General features: G+C 38.0%; 12 protein-coding genes and 2 pseudogenes. 13 read left to right on the top strand and 1 reads right to left on the bottom strand.

Annotation, left to right across the window (positions count from 1 at the left end; translation table 11 throughout):
- Window positions 1-398: 398 nt before the first annotated feature.
- The 6 genes from ACFX4X_RS10525 (at window position 399) to speD (ending at window position 6,221) form a co-directional block, all read left to right on the top strand.
- Window positions 399-1,574: an acyl-CoA dehydrogenase family protein gene (locus tag ACFX4X_RS10525; RefSeq protein ID WP_377383287.1), complete on the top strand. Its 1,176-nt coding sequence runs from the start codon at window positions 399-401 to the stop codon at window positions 1,572-1,574.
- 203 nt (window positions 1,575-1,777) lie between these two features.
- The gene (locus tag ACFX4X_RS10520) at window positions 1,778-2,923 is read left to right on the top strand and encodes a betaine/proline/choline family ABC transporter ATP-binding protein (protein ID WP_284470709.1); all 1,146 of its coding nucleotides are present in this window, start codon (window positions 1,778-1,780) and stop codon (window positions 2,921-2,923) included.
- Between the two features lie 12 nt (window positions 2,924-2,935).
- Window positions 2,936-3,589 carry an ABC transporter permease gene (locus ACFX4X_RS10515; RefSeq protein WP_061463282.1) on the top strand — a complete coding sequence of 218 codons (654 nt, stop codon included), beginning with the start codon at window positions 2,936-2,938 and terminating at the stop codon, window positions 3,587-3,589.
- Window positions 3,590-3,600: 11 nt separating this feature from the next.
- Window positions 3,601-4,518 (top strand): osmoprotectant ABC transporter substrate-binding protein, encoded by a 918-nt coding sequence (locus tag ACFX4X_RS10510; protein WP_377383284.1) that lies wholly within the window; start codon window positions 3,601-3,603, stop codon window positions 4,516-4,518.
- 17 nt (window positions 4,519-4,535) lie between these two features.
- Complete coding sequence (locus ACFX4X_RS10505) at window positions 4,536-5,198, top strand: ABC transporter permease (protein WP_377383282.1); 663 nt, start codon at window positions 4,536-4,538, stop codon at window positions 5,196-5,198.
- 186 nt (window positions 5,199-5,384) lie between these two features.
- On the top strand, window positions 5,385-6,221 hold the full coding sequence (gene speD / locus ACFX4X_RS10500) for an adenosylmethionine decarboxylase (protein WP_061463279.1): 837 nt from the start codon (window positions 5,385-5,387) through the stop codon (window positions 6,219-6,221).
- Window positions 6,222-6,244: 23 nt separating this feature from the next.
- Here the strand turns inward: speD and ACFX4X_RS10495 are convergent, their stop codons facing one another.
- A complete protein-coding gene (locus ACFX4X_RS10495) occupies window positions 6,245-7,270 on the bottom strand; it encodes a YeiH family protein (protein WP_289338327.1) in 1,026 nt (341 codons plus the stop codon).
- Between the two features lie 133 nt (window positions 7,271-7,403).
- Here ACFX4X_RS10495 and ACFX4X_RS10490 point away from each other — a divergent pair, with 133 nt between their 5' ends.
- From ACFX4X_RS10490 to ACFX4X_RS10460, 7 genes and pseudogenes are all read left to right on the top strand, one after another.
- Window positions 7,404-8,297: a selenium metabolism-associated LysR family transcriptional regulator gene (locus tag ACFX4X_RS10490; RefSeq protein WP_089362286.1), complete on the top strand. Its 894-nt coding sequence runs from the start codon at window positions 7,404-7,406 to the stop codon at window positions 8,295-8,297.
- A 244-nt stretch (window positions 8,298-8,541) separates the two neighbouring features.
- Window positions 8,542-9,456, top strand: coding sequence for a hypothetical protein (locus ACFX4X_RS10485; protein ID WP_377383279.1), 915 nt, complete (start codon window positions 8,542-8,544; stop codon window positions 9,454-9,456).
- Between the two features lie 501 nt (window positions 9,457-9,957).
- Entirely contained in the window at window positions 9,958-10,584 is a 627-nt protein-coding gene (locus ACFX4X_RS10480; protein WP_377383277.1) for a metal-dependent hydrolase, read from the top strand.
- A 226-nt stretch (window positions 10,585-10,810) separates the two neighbouring features.
- On the top strand, window positions 10,811-11,254 hold the full coding sequence (locus ACFX4X_RS10475; RefSeq protein WP_377383275.1) for a C40 family peptidase: 444 nt from the start codon (window positions 10,811-10,813) through the stop codon (window positions 11,252-11,254).
- A 776-nt stretch (window positions 11,255-12,030) separates the two neighbouring features.
- On the top strand, window positions 12,031-14,160 hold the full coding sequence (locus ACFX4X_RS10470) for an ATP-dependent Clp protease ATP-binding subunit (protein ID WP_377383273.1): 2,130 nt from the start codon (window positions 12,031-12,033) through the stop codon (window positions 14,158-14,160).
- Between the two features lie 311 nt (window positions 14,161-14,471).
- Window positions 14,472-16,463, top strand: a pseudogene (gene pulA, locus ACFX4X_RS10465) (type I pullulanase); the annotation flags it as partial.
- A 299-nt stretch (window positions 16,464-16,762) separates the two neighbouring features.
- Window positions 16,763-16,991 (top strand): annotated as a pseudogene (locus tag ACFX4X_RS10460) (hypothetical protein); the annotation flags it as partial.
- Between the last annotated feature and the right edge of the window lie 79 nt (window positions 16,992-17,070).

Here is a 17,070-nt window from a genome sequence, read left to right as displayed (position 1 = left end):
TGATGGTTTTTTTGTCATGCGCATTTTTAGTGTTACCATAGCAAATTAAAGAGAACACACTTTTATATTATCTCTTGCGCGCTTAGCTTGATGGCGATGTGACGCTACCCTTATAAAATCTTAAATTAAGACAAGTGATATTTCAAAAATCACCTCGTTAGAATATAAAATGAATACATAATTTAGCAGTTAAGTATTTATTATCAAAAAATAATTCCACTAGTTAAAAATAGTTTTTAAAAGGGAATTCATTATTTTTGTTGAACATGAATATTGTAGGCAAATTTACCGTTTGATGATTTTTATTGTAACTGATTACATCGAGGTAATTAACATATTTATCTTGTTCATGGTAATGGATTGTATCAAAAAAATAATTAGCGAATGGAGGTTAACACATGGTTAGCTCGATGGCGATCAATATGGATGATTCACGTTCCTTCCTCACTGAAAAACACTTATTATTTAAACAATCAATTCGTGAATTTCTCCACAAGGAGGCTTCCCCCTATTATGATCAGTGGGAAAAAGAGGGGGGGATACCCCGCTTGTTTTGGGAAAAGATTGGGGATAATGGATTTTTATGTCCATGGCTTGATGTAGAGTTCGGTGGGGCGGGAGCAGATTTTGGATATTCAGTTGTACTGGCAGAGGAACTGGAAATGGTTGGATCAGCCTTAGGAGGAATATCAATTCACTCTGATGTTGTGGCCCCTTATATTGCTTCATTCGGCACAATAGATCAAAAACATAGATATTTACCCAAGTTCATTACTGGAGAAATGATTTCTGCCTTTGCAGTGACAGAGCCAGGGCTGGGTTCTGAATTAGCGAATATTCGAACCACAGCCATCAAGAAAGATGGATATTATATTGTCAATGGAGCGAAATCGTTTATTACAAATGGCTTTAACGCTGACTTCTTGATAGTAGCATGCAAAACTGATCTAGATGCTGTTCCTTCTCATGACGGAATCAGTTTGTTGCTCCTTGATAAAGATACACCAGGGTTTTCACGAGGAAGAAAACTTGACAAAGAAGGCCAGGAAAGTTCAGAAACAGCCGAACTATTTTTCGATGATGCCTCTGTTCCTATTGGGAACCTTCTTGGGGAGGAAGGTAAAGGGCTTTCATATATAATGCAAAAACTGCAGCAGGAAAGGCTTTTGTGTGCGATTGGGTCTTTAATGGCAGCTAAGGATATGCTCGACTTAACTGTGAATTTTATTAAAGAACGAAAAGCATTTGGTAAGAAAATTAGTAAATTTAAAAATGCACAGTTTACCATCGTTGAAATAGCGACCGATATTCAGTTGGGAAGAACGTTTGTTGATGGTTTGATCTGTAAACATATGAAAGGGGAGAAGATCATAACGGAAGTATCGATGGCTAAATATTGGATCACGGAGATGTCTAAGCGAATATCTGAAAAGTGCATGCAGTTACATGATGGATACGGAAATATGGGTGACTATAAAATTGCCCGGCGTCATCGGGACATTCCTGTGACAACATTATATACAGGGTCAGATGAAATCCTGAAAATCCTCATTGCTAAAAATATTGGGTTATAATTCATTTTTAATAACTTAAATCTATTAACTACCTTAAAATGAGGTAGTTTTTTTATTCCATTTATTCAATATAATTACAATGAACTAGTTTTTTTTGTTAAAATGGTTTATGTAGTTTTATTCTGGGTATAAGAGACTGTGCATATAAAAAGTAATATATTTGTAAAATTTGTAATTGTATGCGAATGATGGAGGTGCTTGTTATGTTAAAAATTGAAAATGTATCGAAAATCTATAAGGGAGGAAAGAAAGCTGTAAAGAATATATCATTGGATATTAAAAAAGGAGAGTTCATTTGCTTCATTGGTCCGAGTGGATGTGGCAAAACAACGACAATGAAAATGATTAACCGTCTAATCGAACCATCTGAAGGAAAGATACTTATTAATGGGGAAAATATAATGGATAAAGATCCAGTCGAGTTAAGAAGACAGATCGGGTACGTTATCCAGCAAATCGGACTTTTCCCTCACATGACGATTCTTGAAAATATCACCCTCGTTCCAAAACTTCTTAAGTGGAATGACCAGAAGAAAAAAGAACGTGCACTGGAATTGCTTCAGCTTGTCGATATGGGACCCGAGTATTTAGAAAGGTATCCATACGAATTGAGCGGCGGGCAGCAACAAAGGATTGGCGTTCTGAGAGCTCTTGCTTCAAATCCCCCACTTATTTTAATGGATGAACCTTTTGGAGCACTAGATCCAATCACCCGCGATGCCCTTCAGGAGGAATTTAAAAATCTGCAGCGCACACTTGATAAAACAATTGTTTTTGTTACCCATGATATGGATGAAGCCATTAAGCTAGCCGACAGGATCGTCATCTTAAAGGCTGGTGAAGTCGTCCAAGTGGGAACACCGGATGAAATCCTCCGATACCCAGCCAATGAGTTCGTGGAAGAATTCATAGGTAAAGATCGATTGCTACAAACAAGACCTAATGTTGAGTTGGTAGAACAAATCATGAGCCGTAATCCCATATCCATTACTGAGGAAAAATCCCTTACGGATGCTATTACGATAATGCGGGAGAAAAGGGTCGATTCTTTACTTGTGGTCGATGAGCAAAATGTTTTGAAAGGGTTCGTAGATGTTGAAACGATCAGTGAATACCGAAAAAAAGCAAAATTAATCAGCGAAGTCATCAATACTGAAGTCTATTCAGTAAAGCAGGATTCATTAATTCGTGATTCCGTTCAGAAGATATTAAAACGGGGATTCAAATATGTGCCTGTTGTTGACCAGAATAAACATTTGGTCGGAATTGTCACTAGGGCAACATTGGTAGACATCGTATACGACAGTATATGGGGAGAGGTTGAAAATCAAGTGGCAGAAATGTTCTAGGAGGTGTATGAGATGGAAACATTGCTCGATTTTTTACAAACGAACTGGCAAGAATTTATTTATAAGGCATGGGAGCACTTATATATATCCATGATCGCTGTTTTACTTGGAATAATAGTCGCCGTACCATTAGGCATTATGTTGACCCGAATGAAAAGGAGCGCATCCATAATAATCGGAATTGCAAACATTATGCAGACATTGCCGAGCCTGGCAGTCCTAGCCTTTTTCATTCCTTTCCTCGGAGTAGGGAAAACACCCGCAATTATTGCGTTATTTTTCTATTCTGTTTTACCTATACTCAGGAATACTTACACAGGTATTAAAGGCGTAAATGAAAATCTGCTGGAATCCGGTCGCGGTATCGGGATGACAAGCTGGGAGAGGATTCGTCTGGTTGAATTCCCGCTTGCACTTTCCGTCATTATGGCTGGTATCCGTACGGCTTCCGTCTATTTAATTGGTTGGGCAACCTTGGCTTCCTTTATTGGAGGAGGAGGTCTTGGAGATTACATTTTTATCGGATTGAATTTATACCAAACAGAATATATCGTCGCAGGTGCAGTTCCTGTAATTATCATGGCTATCCTGGTGGATTATGTATTCTCGATCATTGAACGAAAAGTCGTACCAAAAGGATTAAAAGGTATGAAGGAAGTTGCATGAGGAGGAATAGCATGTATAAAAAAATGAGAAGTTCAATTTTCATAGCCCTTTTAGTTTGTTCATTATTCATCAGTGGCTGTTCTTTACCTGGTTTGGGGTCATCTTCTGAAACTACAGTAAAGATCGGTGCCCAAAGTATGACCGAATCCGAAATTCTGGCGAACATGATCGCTCAACTCCTAGAGCGGAATACTGATCTTGATACGAAAATCATCAAAAACTTAGGTTCGAATTTCGTTCAGCAAAAAGCGATGGAGAGCGGTGATATAGATATAGCCGCAACTCGATATACAGGGACGGATTTAACGAGTGTCCTGGGACAGGAAATTGAAAAGGACCCAGTAAAGGCAATGGAAGTTGTTCAAAGGGAATTCAAAGAACAATATGGTTTCAAATTTTTTGATTCATACGGTTTCGATAACACCTATGCCTTTACGATTTCAAATGAATTGGCAGAGGAAAAAGGTTATAAGAAAATATCGGATTTGGAAAAGGATGCAGATAATTTAAGGTTAGGTGTCGATAGTGCTTGGCTGAAAAGAAAAGGGGATGGCTATAAAGGGTTCGTAAATACATATGGATTGGAATTCGGGGAAACTTATCCGATGCAGATTGGCCTGGTATACGATGCAGTCAAAAATGGTCAGATGGATATTGTACTTGCATACTCTTCCGATGGACGGATTAAGGTTAATGATTTGATGCTTTTAGAAGATGATAAACAATATTTCCCTCCATATGATTGTTCAACGGTCGTTACCGAAGAATTATTGGAGCGATACCCTGAAATTGAAGATGAACTTAACAAGTTAATTGGCGAAATCAATACTGAAACCATGCAGGAACTGAACTATGAAGTTGATGGGAACTTGAAAGAGCCATCGGTCGTAGCTTCGGAATTCCTTAAAACACATAAATATTTTGAATAAATGGGAGGTGCAAACTAATGGAAGCCTTACAACAGCTGGGAACGTATTATTCTCAAAATTGGATGTATGTACTTACTGAGTTTTATCGCCACTTTTTAATGTCCGCTTATGGAGTTTTATTTGCTGCAATCGCAGCCATCCCGATGGGGGTTTTCATCGCGAAACATAAGAAATTGAGTAATTGGGTATTTTCCATAACTAATGTTATTCAAACCACACCAGCCTTGGCCATGCTTGCTCTTCTTATGCTAGTGATGGGGTTAGGAACAAATACAGTTATCTTATCATTGTTTTTATACTCCTTACTGCCAATCCTTAGGAACACTTATGTCGGAATTACAAGTATAGATCATGCTTATTTAGAATCTGGCAAGGCAATGGGGATGACGAAGCTCCAGTTACTAAGAATGGTCGAACTGCCATTATCCCTCTCTGTCATCATGGCTGGATTACGCACAGCTCTTGTGGTTGCAATTGGAGTCACTGCTGTAGGGACATTCGTAGGGGCAGGAGGGCTGGGGGATATCATTGTCAGGGGAACGAATGCATCTAATGGAACGGCCATTATACTTGCAGGAGCAATCCCGACGGCATTGATGGCCATTCTGTCAGACCTCTTACTAGGATGGTTGGAACGGTTGCTTTCTCCGATAAAAAAGAAAAAATTTCATTCTGCCTAAAACAAACCAGGACATTGAAAGAGCCATTGCATGTTATTGCAATGGCTCATATTCTTAGGTTTTTGGCCAGAAAAATAACCATTGCCGATTAAAAGGTTACAAGCAGGGACTGACCGGCTTAGTTTTTTATTTCAGAAAAAGGGTAACTATAAGGATAGTTGTAAAAAAATATAAGGGGAATCAATCATGAAACTTACACCAGAGCAGCGTATTGAACTTCACGGCTTTAATAATCTTACGAAATCTCTAAGTTTTAATATGTATGATATTTGCTACACAAAAACCAGGGAAGAGAGAGAGGCCTACCTGGATTATATCGATGAACAATATAATGCAGAAAGGCTTTCGAAGATCTTGCACAACGTTTCTGATTTAATAGGTGCACACGTTTTAAATACGGCCAAGCAGGATTATGTCCCTCAAGGCGCCAGTGTAACCATTCTTGTTTCAGAAGGTCCTGTCGTCGAAGTACCTACTGGAACTTATGAGGAATCACCAGGGCCCTTACCTGATAATGTGGTCATGCAACTGGATAAGAGCCATATTACTGTTCATACATACCCTGAATTCCATCCAAATGAAGGCATTAGCACATTCAGGGCCGACATCGATGTCTCTACTTGTGGAGAAATATCACCGCTTAAAGCTCTTAATTATCTGATCCATTCCTTCGATACCGATATTATCACGATTGATTACCGTGTAAGAGGGTTTACGAGAGATAAAGATGGGCGAAAATTGTTCATTGACCACGATATTAATTCCATTCAAAATTATATTCCTGATGAAGTAAAGGGTTTATATGACATGATTGATGTGAATGTATACCAGGAAAATATATTCCATACAAAATGTAAGCTGAAAAGATTTGATATTAATAATTACTTATTCGGTTATACAGAGGAAAAGCTGAAAACAGAAGAAAGGCAGGTAATAATAGAAAGGCTTCAAACGGAGATGGACGAAATTTTTTATGGTGCCAATGTCCCGCATCCAACAGAAAAGAACAAGCATGCCGATTAAGGGATGCTTGTTTAAGTGAAATATTAATTTAACTGGAAAACATGAACCAATACATAACCGAGACACGTTAATAAAATTGAGCCAATCAATCCAGCAATAAAAGGTTTGCCGCCATATTTTTTAAAAGTGACAAGGTCAATATTCAATCCTAGTCCTGCCATGGACATAGCCATGAGGATATAGGAAAGCATAACAAGTTTTTCGGCTATAAGTTCAGGAACTGCCCCTGTAGAGTAGAGGGCACTCATTAATAGAAATCCAAAAATAAACCAAGGTATCTGAATGGACTTCCAGGAAAATCTCTTTCCCTTATCTGTTGATCGCTCTTTCCAACTCATGATGAATCCAATTAAAAGGGCTACGGGAATGAGCAGGGCCACCCTAGTCAATTTGACCATGACTGCCAAGTCGACTGCTTCATTTCCCCCTGGTGCTGCAGCAGCGATGACGTGAGCAATTTCATGTAGTGTCGCACCCGAAAATATGCCGTAACCTGGATCGGATAACCCCAAAAAGGGATAAAGAATCGTGTAACCGAAAGTGAAGGTTGTACCTAAAACAGCAACCGTCGCTACAGCTATTGCTGTATCTTTTTCTTTTGCTTTAATTTGGGAGGAAATTGCGAGGACGGCAGCAGCTCCACAAATTGCTGTACCACAAGCTGTCAGTAAGCCTAGCTTTTTTTCCACTTTAAATAGACGGGTCAATCCATAAACTACCAATATAGCAAATATTAGACTAATAGCTCCAACAGCAAACGTTTTCGGGCCGGCGTTAAAAATATCCTTCAGGTTCAAGCGCATCCCCAATAAGATAATGCCCATTCTCAAAAGGACTTTACTCGAATAATTTGTCCCAGCGACGGCGTAAGCGGGTACGCCGATAATCGATTTCCAAACAACACCAATCAGTATCGCAATGACTAGCTGTCCCAATATATGAAGGAATGGAAGCTCTGCTAAGTATTTAGCTGCAATAGCAATTAGCAAAGTTAAAGCTATTCCTTTTGTAAATCCAAGTTTTCTAGTTTCAACCTCTGTTCGTTCCAGTGTGATCACTCCATCTATGTTGATGCCTTTACTTTAAAGCTTAATTAAGAATAAGTGAAATATATTTTTGCTATTTCAATGATTACTTCTACTTATGATAAAATAGAATGCATAGGTAAATAAGGAGGTAACCATGGATCCTTTAAAAGTATTCGTAACCGTGATAGAACAGAAAAACTTTTCTAAAGCTGGGGATATTCTGAACCTGTCGCAGCCAGGAGTCAGTCTCCATATTAAGAATCTGGAAAATGAGTTAGGAACGAAATTAATTTATCGTTCTCCCAAACAAGTTCAAATAACAGAGCCGGGAAAAATTTTATATAGACATGCAAAGCAAATGCTTGATCATTATGAGACAGCAATAAGAGAAATAAATGAATTTAATAACGTGGTTAGCGGAACGATGAAAATAGGTGCAAGCTTCACGATAGGGGAATACTACCTTCCAAAAGTTTTAGCAGAATTTGCGGCTCAATATCCGATGGTGGACATACAAATCATCATCTCGAATTCTAATGAAGTCATACAAGGAATACGTTCGAATAAGCTTGATATAGGCTTGATAGAAGGGGAAACGGATTATAAAGATATCGATGTCAGACCCTTCATGAATGACGAGATGATTGTCGTCGTCCCCCCGGTTCATCCACTTTCACAGACGGATATCATCGAGGGCACATTGCTCCAAAACCAAACATGGGTACTTAGGGAGCAAGGATCGGGGACCCGTACATATTCGGATAAACTTCTGAGCAGTCTGGAACTAAACATAAAGAAAACCTTTATTTTCACCAGTATCCAAGGAGTAAAAGAAGCGGTGATGGCCGGACTTGGCATTGCCTTGTTATCCCGTTTGACTGTACAAAAAGAATTGAAATCCAATGAATTGAAAACCTTTCATTTGAAAAATGAACCCATTATAAGACCTTTTTCAATCGTGAAAAAGTTAGACTTTGAAGCATCAAAAGCCATGGATCTATTTTTAAGGAAGGTAGAAGACTTTGCGATAAAGGGTCATCCTAAATAAAACCTTACACTTTAAGCCCATCCTTTACATTTCATGAATGAAGGGGATGGGTTTTTATTGAATGACGAATTTTTTTAAATTTTAATGAAAACGTCGAAAGTATTATGGTATATGTCAATCAATAAACAATTTTTACGTATTTTAACATAATTACCAACATATAAATTAAATAGGTAGTCTCCAGGAACTTTTCAGTCCCTGTAGGACTTTTCCGCATTTATTAATCTTAAAAGGAGCAACCACATTGGTTATAGAGCAGAAAGATAAGCGGATTTCTGTTTTCGACAGAATTATAGGGTTCATGCCAAAATTATATGTGATTGGAACTATTTTAATTTTTGTATATACGCTTGTTGCGATGTCTCATTTAGGTATCCAAACTTGGAATAAGCCAGAGGAAGCTGTTGATCCGGTAATTACACAGAATCCCCCTATTTCTGAGGGCTTTGAACATACATTGATTACATTAATCATCGAGCCGATCGTAACTTCAGAATTTTATCAAATTATCTTTAACACGTTATTTCTTTACCTTGTATGGATACTGCTTTTCCTATTAGCACCGATTGCTTTTTACCGTTTAAAGCACTTTAAGTTTTTTAATATAGAAATTGAAATTGAAAAACAAGATGCAGCCGTTTATGAGGTGTTCAGCGTGAGCAGTTCGAAAATGAAATTTGCTGCGTATTTAACATCAGAGGAATATCAATTGGAAATATCAGAGGAAATTGCCAACAGCAAGGACTTTAAAACCCCCTTAATCTATACGTTGGACAGTGCCATGGACTTTTATTCCAATCAATTAGGACTTTCCTTTACCTATGATATCTATACCTTGAACCAATTCAAGAAAGCGAAGCTGCCTAAATCCATCAAAGCGATGCTTGATAAGTCTATCCAAACCGGTGATCCGTGCATAACGAATAAAAGCAACAGTGATAGTGAATTTTACAAAAATTTTCTTCTCCATTATTTTGAAAACATGGACGGAAAATTTGTCACTGTCTTAAATAGCTATCAAACTGAATTCGATACATTTGATAAATCACTGCTTAAGATCCTGCAAAATGTCATATATGATTACTATTTGCAGTATAACTATATTTATGGTGTGAGCGAGAAAATGGAAAAAAATGAAGAGCTTTCCGATAATAAATAAAAAAACCACCCTACAAGTGGTTATTTTTTTTGGAAAGGTGATTGTTAATAATATTTTGTACAATTACATTATTTCCAATGAGCTCAGACGATTTATTTACGTGTTGTTCCCGAAAATCCATGTTCTTTATTTTCTTAGACTTTTTCCCTTTTTTAAAATTATTGAAGGCATTTAAAAAAGCTATCTGAATCACTCCCCTTATAGATTAGTATATTCATATGACGGATAAAATTTCATGAAATACCCCTATTCACAGAAAAATATTTTGCGGTTTTAATTGTTGGAAATTACCTAAGCAAAGGAATTATAGACATTCTAGAAGAATTGATTTTAATTTAGAACGAGGAATTTATAAGCACTAATTATTGATTACTACGGCTTTTTTATAAAATATATAAAGAAATTTCATTAAAAATATTGTATAGTTAGAATGTTGGGATTCGAACAAACATTCGTTTCTTGGTAACAGAGATTACTTCTTAGTAGGACAGGAGAGAGACAGTGAACGGTACAGCACACATGGCATTAGGGGCAACAGTTGGATTCTTAACGGCAAACACACTTCAAACAGATCCAACGACCACTTTATTCTTGGTTGGCATTGGGGGGATTTCAGGCCTTATGCCCGATATGGATATTGGTGGGAAGTTAAGTAATAGGATTACTTTTTCACATAAGTTTATCCGAACGATAGCACAAACGATTGGTATATTAATGATCATTTATAGTCTTTTGGAAGGCACTGATAAGGAAAAGTGGATCGGTGTAGGAGCAGGAATCGGAATCATCATCATTTCATCATTCATGAGACAAAGGCATATGCTGACCTTGACTGGATTAGCGGTTTTAGGCGGCGGTATATCTTTGCAGGAAAGCTGGTTGTGGCTGTTAGGCGCCTATATAATCCTGGCATCCTTTACACCACATAGAAGCTATACCCATTCGATTGCCGGTATCGCTTTCTTTGGCATCATTGCTTTTCAATTCGAAGCCTTTATGGGGATTGACGGAATTTTGACTACTTGTTTATTCGGATACATAAGTCATTTAATTGCAGATTTGAAATGTTTACCTTTTAACAAACGTGGGGTAAAGTTATTTCTACCATTTTTCACAAAAGAATTTTGACAGTGGTTTTCTTACCGCTGTTTTTCCATGAGGAATAGTAAGTTTTAAAATAGGTGCTTTCAAAAAGGCGGAAGTTGGAAGCTTGATTCGACTTATTCTTATGTTTTATATGGTCATTCTTCCTATATCTACTAAATGTAACATATTTGTAAAGATCCTGTGATGCGAGTGATATACCTATTCTAGTATATTAGGTTTAGCAAATCACATCAGGGAGTAAAAAAATTTGTTTAAGAAAATTGTCGTCGGATTGTCATTGGCTATCATGCTTGTAACCGCATCCTTTGCTGGGGACCAAGTGGAAGCTGCTTCATATCATACAAAAGCGATTAAAGTGGCTAAAAGTGAATTAGGTACAAAATATATAATGGGTGGCATTTCTTCTTCAGGTTTTGATTGCTCAGGTTTAGTGAAGTATTCATATCAAAAGGCTGGTAAGAATTTACCAAGAACCGCCGCTGACATATATAAAATAGGAAAGAAAGTCAAAAGCCTGCAAAAAGGTGACTTAATGTTTTTTGCACCAAATAAAGCGAAAAAACCTACACATGTGGCTATTTACATAGGAAACAATGAATTCATACACTCTGCATCATCTAAAGGAGTGTCATATGCTAAAACCAATAATAGTTATTGGAAGCCAAAGTATATTGGTGCGAAACGTATATAATAGAAGAAAATCAACCTTAATATAAAAAACTCTTTCAGTTTGTAGTCAAAAAGGTTTCGGAATGGTATAATTCCGAAACCTTTTTGATTTTTTATTGGAATTGAAGCAGTTATAAGGAAAGCATGGCATGGGTTGGACAACGAGGGGACTTATAAGAAAGTATCTTTATGACCTCAAGTTTTAATACTACTATTTTTAAAAACAAAAAAGACTGTGGGGAAAAGTGTTCTATCTAAAAGTTAAAACAAAGTAGATTGGAACGGGTGTTCGAGATTCCTGCAGGAAAAACGCACCGAGGGAGGACCGCCTACAGAAATAGAGTGCCTGGTGGCAACGATCAAATTTGAAAAGACCCTAAAAAATTGTAGATAATTTTCATCGAGTTTGTCTACAGTCGGTAAGAGACTTAATGAAGTCTCTTTTTTTGTTTTAAAAAATGAGAGTGGCTGAGGCATGAGGACAAGATTATGATTAGTCCTGAAAAAGGGTGAATTGGTGTTTTGTTAATAGTTTAGGCTATGGTTATCCTGAACGAAGTAATCAATCATGACTGAATATACTAAGAGGATACATAGAATCTTTTTATTTGACTGGAAATGGATAGTTTAATATGCTTAGCAAACCAATCCGAGGGCGTTTTTAATTTATTTCAAAAAAATTCCCAGACAAAAATCTTGAAAGTCAAAGAAGGTCAATGTATAATAAAAACAGAAAGTCAAAGAAGGTCAAAGTTTTTTGTGAAATTACCGATATTAATACTAAAGGAGGAGTACTACATGCTTTGTGAAAAATGCCATGTAAACCAAGCTAATATTCAAGTACATCTTAATATGAATGGTCAGGAGCATGAAGTTAAACTGTGCTCCACTTGTTATAAAGAAGAGCGAAGTAAACTTGGAGCAGCGATGGGCGGAATGGATACAGGGCAGTTCCAATATAACGGATCCCTAAATTCATTCAATCCATTTAATTATAATGAAGTTCCTAAACCGGATTCCGTTGAACACAATGATGGCGGAGGATTGCTTGAAGAGTATGGCCGCAATCTGACCGATGTTGCTAGAGCAGGACTGATTGATCCGGTTATCGGAAGAAATGAAGAAATAAAACGTGTCATCGAAGTCCTTAATAGACGTAATAAAAATAATCCAGTTTTAATTGGTGAACCCGGAGTAGGTAAAACAGCCATTGCTGAAGGTCTGGCTTTAGCCATTGTTTCAGGTTCAGTGCCTGGTAAATTACGTAATAAGCTGGTATATATGCTTGATGTCGCGTCACTTGTTTCGAATACTGGAATTAGAGGTCAATTCGAAGAACGAATGAAGCAATTGATCAGTGAATTACAGGAAAGAAAAAATGTCATTTTATTCATCGATGAAATTCACCAACTTGTGGGTGCGGGCTCAGCCGAAGGGTCAATGGATGCAGGAAATATTTTAAAACCGGCACTTGCACGCGGAGAACTTCAGCTTGTCGGAGCCACCACTTTATCTGAATATAGGAAAATTGAAAAAGATGGTGCCCTTGAGAGACGCTTTCAGCCTGTACAGGTTAATGAGCCGACAACAGCTGAGACATTGGTCATCTTACAGGGTTTAAAAGAAAGTTATGAATCTTATCATGGAGTCACATATAGTGAGAAAGCACTAAAAGCGGCTGTTGAACTCTCGAACCGATACATTCAAGATCGATTCTTGCCGGACAAGGCAATCGACTTGATGGATGAAGCAGGTTCCAAGTTGAACTTGACCATTGAAGACGGCCAGGTAGAAAACATGAAAGAGCGCCTGGCGCAAATCTATAAAGAAAAAGAAAAGGCCTTAAAAGAAGAAGCATACGAAAAAGCTGCAGTTCTTCGTGATGAAGAAGAAAAATTGGAAAAATCTTTACAGGCTGGAGAAAATGCAGTTAAACCAACCGTTAACGTTGAAGACATTCAATATATCATCGAACAAAAGACTGGTATTCCTGTAGGTAAGCTGCAAGAAGATGAGCAAGAAAGAATGGTCAATCTTCAAGAGGAACTTATGAAAAAGGTCATCGGGCAGGAAGAGGCTGTCAAAAAGGTTTCTAAGGCCGTCCGAAGAAGTCGTGCCGGGCTAAAATCCAAAAAACGTCCAACCGGATCTTTCCTTTTTGTTGGTCCAACAGGTGTCGGTAAAACCGAATTGGCGAAAACTCTAGCTGAGGAATTATTCGGGGACAAGGAAGCGATGATCCGTCTTGACATGAGTGAATTCATGGAGAAACATAGTGTTTCTAAATTAATCGGTTCTCCTCCAGGATACGTAGGACACGAGGAAGCGGGACAATTGACTGAAAAAGTTCGCCGCAAACCTTACAGTATTATTTTATTGGATGAAATCGAAAAGGCTCATCCAGATGTAATGCATATGTTCCTTCAAATCATGGAAGATGGCCGGTTAACGGACAGTCAAGGCAAGACAGTAGCTTTTAAAGATACAGTGATTATCATGACGAGTAACGCTGGAGTCGGTGAAAAACAAAAAGTAATGGGATTCGGTACAAGTACAGCTGTAGAAGAAGCATCAATCCTCCAAGCATTAGGCAGTTTCTTCAAACCGGAATTCCTGAACCGTTTTGATAGTATCATTGAATTCTCAGCTTTAAAGAAAGAAGATCTTCTTCAAATCGTTGATATCATGATTCAAGAACTTGATGAAACACTTGCAGCAAATGGTTTGTCTTTAGATGTAACTCATGAAGCGAAACAAAGGCTAATTGAACTCGGATATCATCCAACTTTCGGAGCGAGACCGCTCCGCCGTGTTCTTCAAGAACAGCTCGAAGACGGCATCACTGATTTTATCTTTGAGCAGCCTGAAGTTAAGAACTTCACTGCAATTGTGGAAGGGACTTCTGTGAAAATTATTAAAACACCATAAAGAGTACTAGAAATGCCTCCAAGACCGTAAAACTGTTATGGAGGCATTTTTTTATCTTTTTCAGGTTTTACTTTTTATAATGGCCATTCAAAAGGATAGCAAAGGTCCAGTCAGGAACTTGAATCACTTGAGGCATTTGGTAATTTAAACTGTAAAATCCGCTAGTTGATTTCTGAATCTTCAACATAATCTGCAGTGAGGATGTTTTGAAGGGTAATATCTGCGGAATAATAGCATACGGTAAGATTCACCCTTGATTTTAAATAAAAAATTCCTGTTCTAATATGGGAATTTCAATGGAGGAATGACCTATTAAAGATTCGCTTTCTTCTTTTGAAGAGGAAAATACCAATATTCGAAAACCCGTGGATATAAAAACCGAAAACCAGTCAGAATCCCTTCCGATTGCAAATATTAATCCAGTGAACCCGGCAGAACTAGATGAATTTTATTACTATGACGGAAAAGATTTGGGGAACTCCTATCAAAAGGATAAAACGGCATTCCGGTTATGGGCACCTCTTGCATCTGAAGCTAAACTAGTTATTTATAAACATTGGGATGATTCAGGTGGAATGGAGATTCAGATGGATCGTTCGGAAAAGGGAACCTGGACCATTGAACTTACAGGTGATCAGGATGAATTGATTTATACATATAAAGTGAAAGTGGGAGAAGTCTGGAGTGAAGCCGTAGATCCCTATGTTCGTGCAGTCACGGTAAATGGTAATAAGGGAGTCGTAATAGATTTAACGGACACGGACCCTGAAAAGTGGACACGGGATAAACCACCGCTCGACAAAGCTGAGGACATTATCATTTATGAATTGCATACACGGGATTTGTCGATTCATCCTGAAAGTGGAATCCATCATAAAGGTAAATTCTTAGGAGTAATTGAAACCGGAACCAAAGGTCCAGAGGATGTGAAAACGGGTCTTGATCATATAAAAGATTTAGGTGTAACCCATGTGCAATTTATCCCCATATTCGATTTTGCTACTGTCAATGAAATGAAATTGAATGAACCACAATATAACTGGGGATATGATCCGAAAAATTATAACGCTCCCGAGGGCTCTTATTCGACTGACCCGTATCAACCAAAGGTCAGGATCCGGGAGTTAAAGGAAATGATCCAAGGCTTACATGATCACGGATTACGAGTAATCATGGATGTTGTTTATAATCACGTTTATTCCGTGGATGATTCAAATTTCAATAAACTGGTTCCCACCTACTTTTTTCGGTATAACGGTGACGGTACCTTATCAAATGGTACTGGTGTAGGAAATGATACCGCGTCTGAACATAAAATGATGCGGAAATTCATCGTTGAATCCGTAACCTATTGGGCGAAAGAATTTAACCTTGATGGTTTTCGTTTCGATTTAATGGGAATCCATGATGTGGAAACGATGAATGAAGTGAAAAAGGCGCTGGGAGAAATTGATCCGACCCTTATTGTTTTAGGCGAAGGCTGGGATATGAACACCCCCTTGGCCCAAGAGCAGAAAGCCAATCAAAAGAATGCTTTTAAAATGCCTGGCATCGCTCATTTTAATGATGCTATCCGCGATGGTTTAAAAGGATTTGTGATGAATGAACATGATAAAGGGTTCATTAATGGCAAACCAGGTATGGAAGATATTATAAAAAAGGGCATCGCTGGCGGTTTGAAATATGATGAGAATATCGCCACATACAAAAAACCAGATCAAGTGATCAATTATGTTGAAGCACATGATAATTATACTTTATGGGATAAGCTTCTCATCACTAATCCTGATGCGACAGAACAAACACGTAAACAGATGCATAAACTGGCTTCAGCAATTGTCTTACTGGCACAAGGAATTCCAATGATCCATGCTGGACAAGAATTTATGCGTACAAAGGGTGGGGATGAAAATAGCTATCAATCTTCTGATTGGATTAATAGGTTGGATTGGAAAAGAAGAGCGGAGTTAGATCGCGAAGTGGAGTATATGAAAGGGCTGATTTCGCTCAGGAAAAACCATTCTGTATTTAGGTTAAGCACACCGGAAGAAATTGAGGAGCATTTACAATTCATCGATGCTCCACCAAATGCAGTTGCCTTCACTCTAAAACATAAGGATTACAAAATTGCAGTGATTCATAACGCAAATTGGGACGCGATAAGCATTACACTTCCCCATGAAGGAGAATGGTCCGTTTTAGTGAATGGACAGCAGGCAGGCCTGGGGGGTATAGAAAGGATTAAAGGGAGTCAGGCAACCGTTGCAGCTTTAAGTTCGTTTGTATTGAAAATAAACTTGTAATCAATTGAACTAAAGTCGAAGTGAGAGAATGCTGTTTCTCACTTCGTTTTAGATCATTATTTGATATGAAATCTATTGGCGGAATTAAATCCTCCATTATGTACTCTCACGTTTGAGAAAAAAACGTCGGGGTAGAAAATTATAACCTGTATTATATCATTTTTTATAAGGGAGCGATTATTTTTCTCAGATAAAATACATATAAAAATCAAAGGTGCCGAGACCAGGCTGGACGGTAATCGAACGATATTACAAATGCTAACAGTAAGCTTCATGTTATCATCCTAGTTTAGGAACTATTCTATCGATATAATCCGTATCAATGCATCCTTTGCGGCCGTAGTGTTGAAGCAGGCCAAGCTGACAGGCCACTGAAACATTGACTTGATTGAAGCAAAACGCCCACGTGTCATTTTGGATAATAATGTTCCAATCAATGAATCCTCATGTGTATCATGTGGACACTGTTCCACAGTTAGCCCGTGTAATGGAATGATGGGAAAAGGAATGGAAGGTGAAGCAGGATTTTAACAGGCATTGCTATACAGAACTCAAGGATATCGAGAGTACCCTTTTGGAATATGAAGAAGTGATTAAAGAATCGTTT

The sequence above is a fragment of the Peribacillus sp. YIM B13481 genome, from assembly GCF_042787985.1.
GTDB classification, from domain to species: domain Bacteria; phylum Bacillota; class Bacilli; order Bacillales; family DSM-1321; genus Peribacillus; species Peribacillus simplex_A.
The sequence above is the reverse complement of the archived record's forward strand: the minus strand, read 5'-3'. Positions and strand labels throughout refer to the sequence as shown.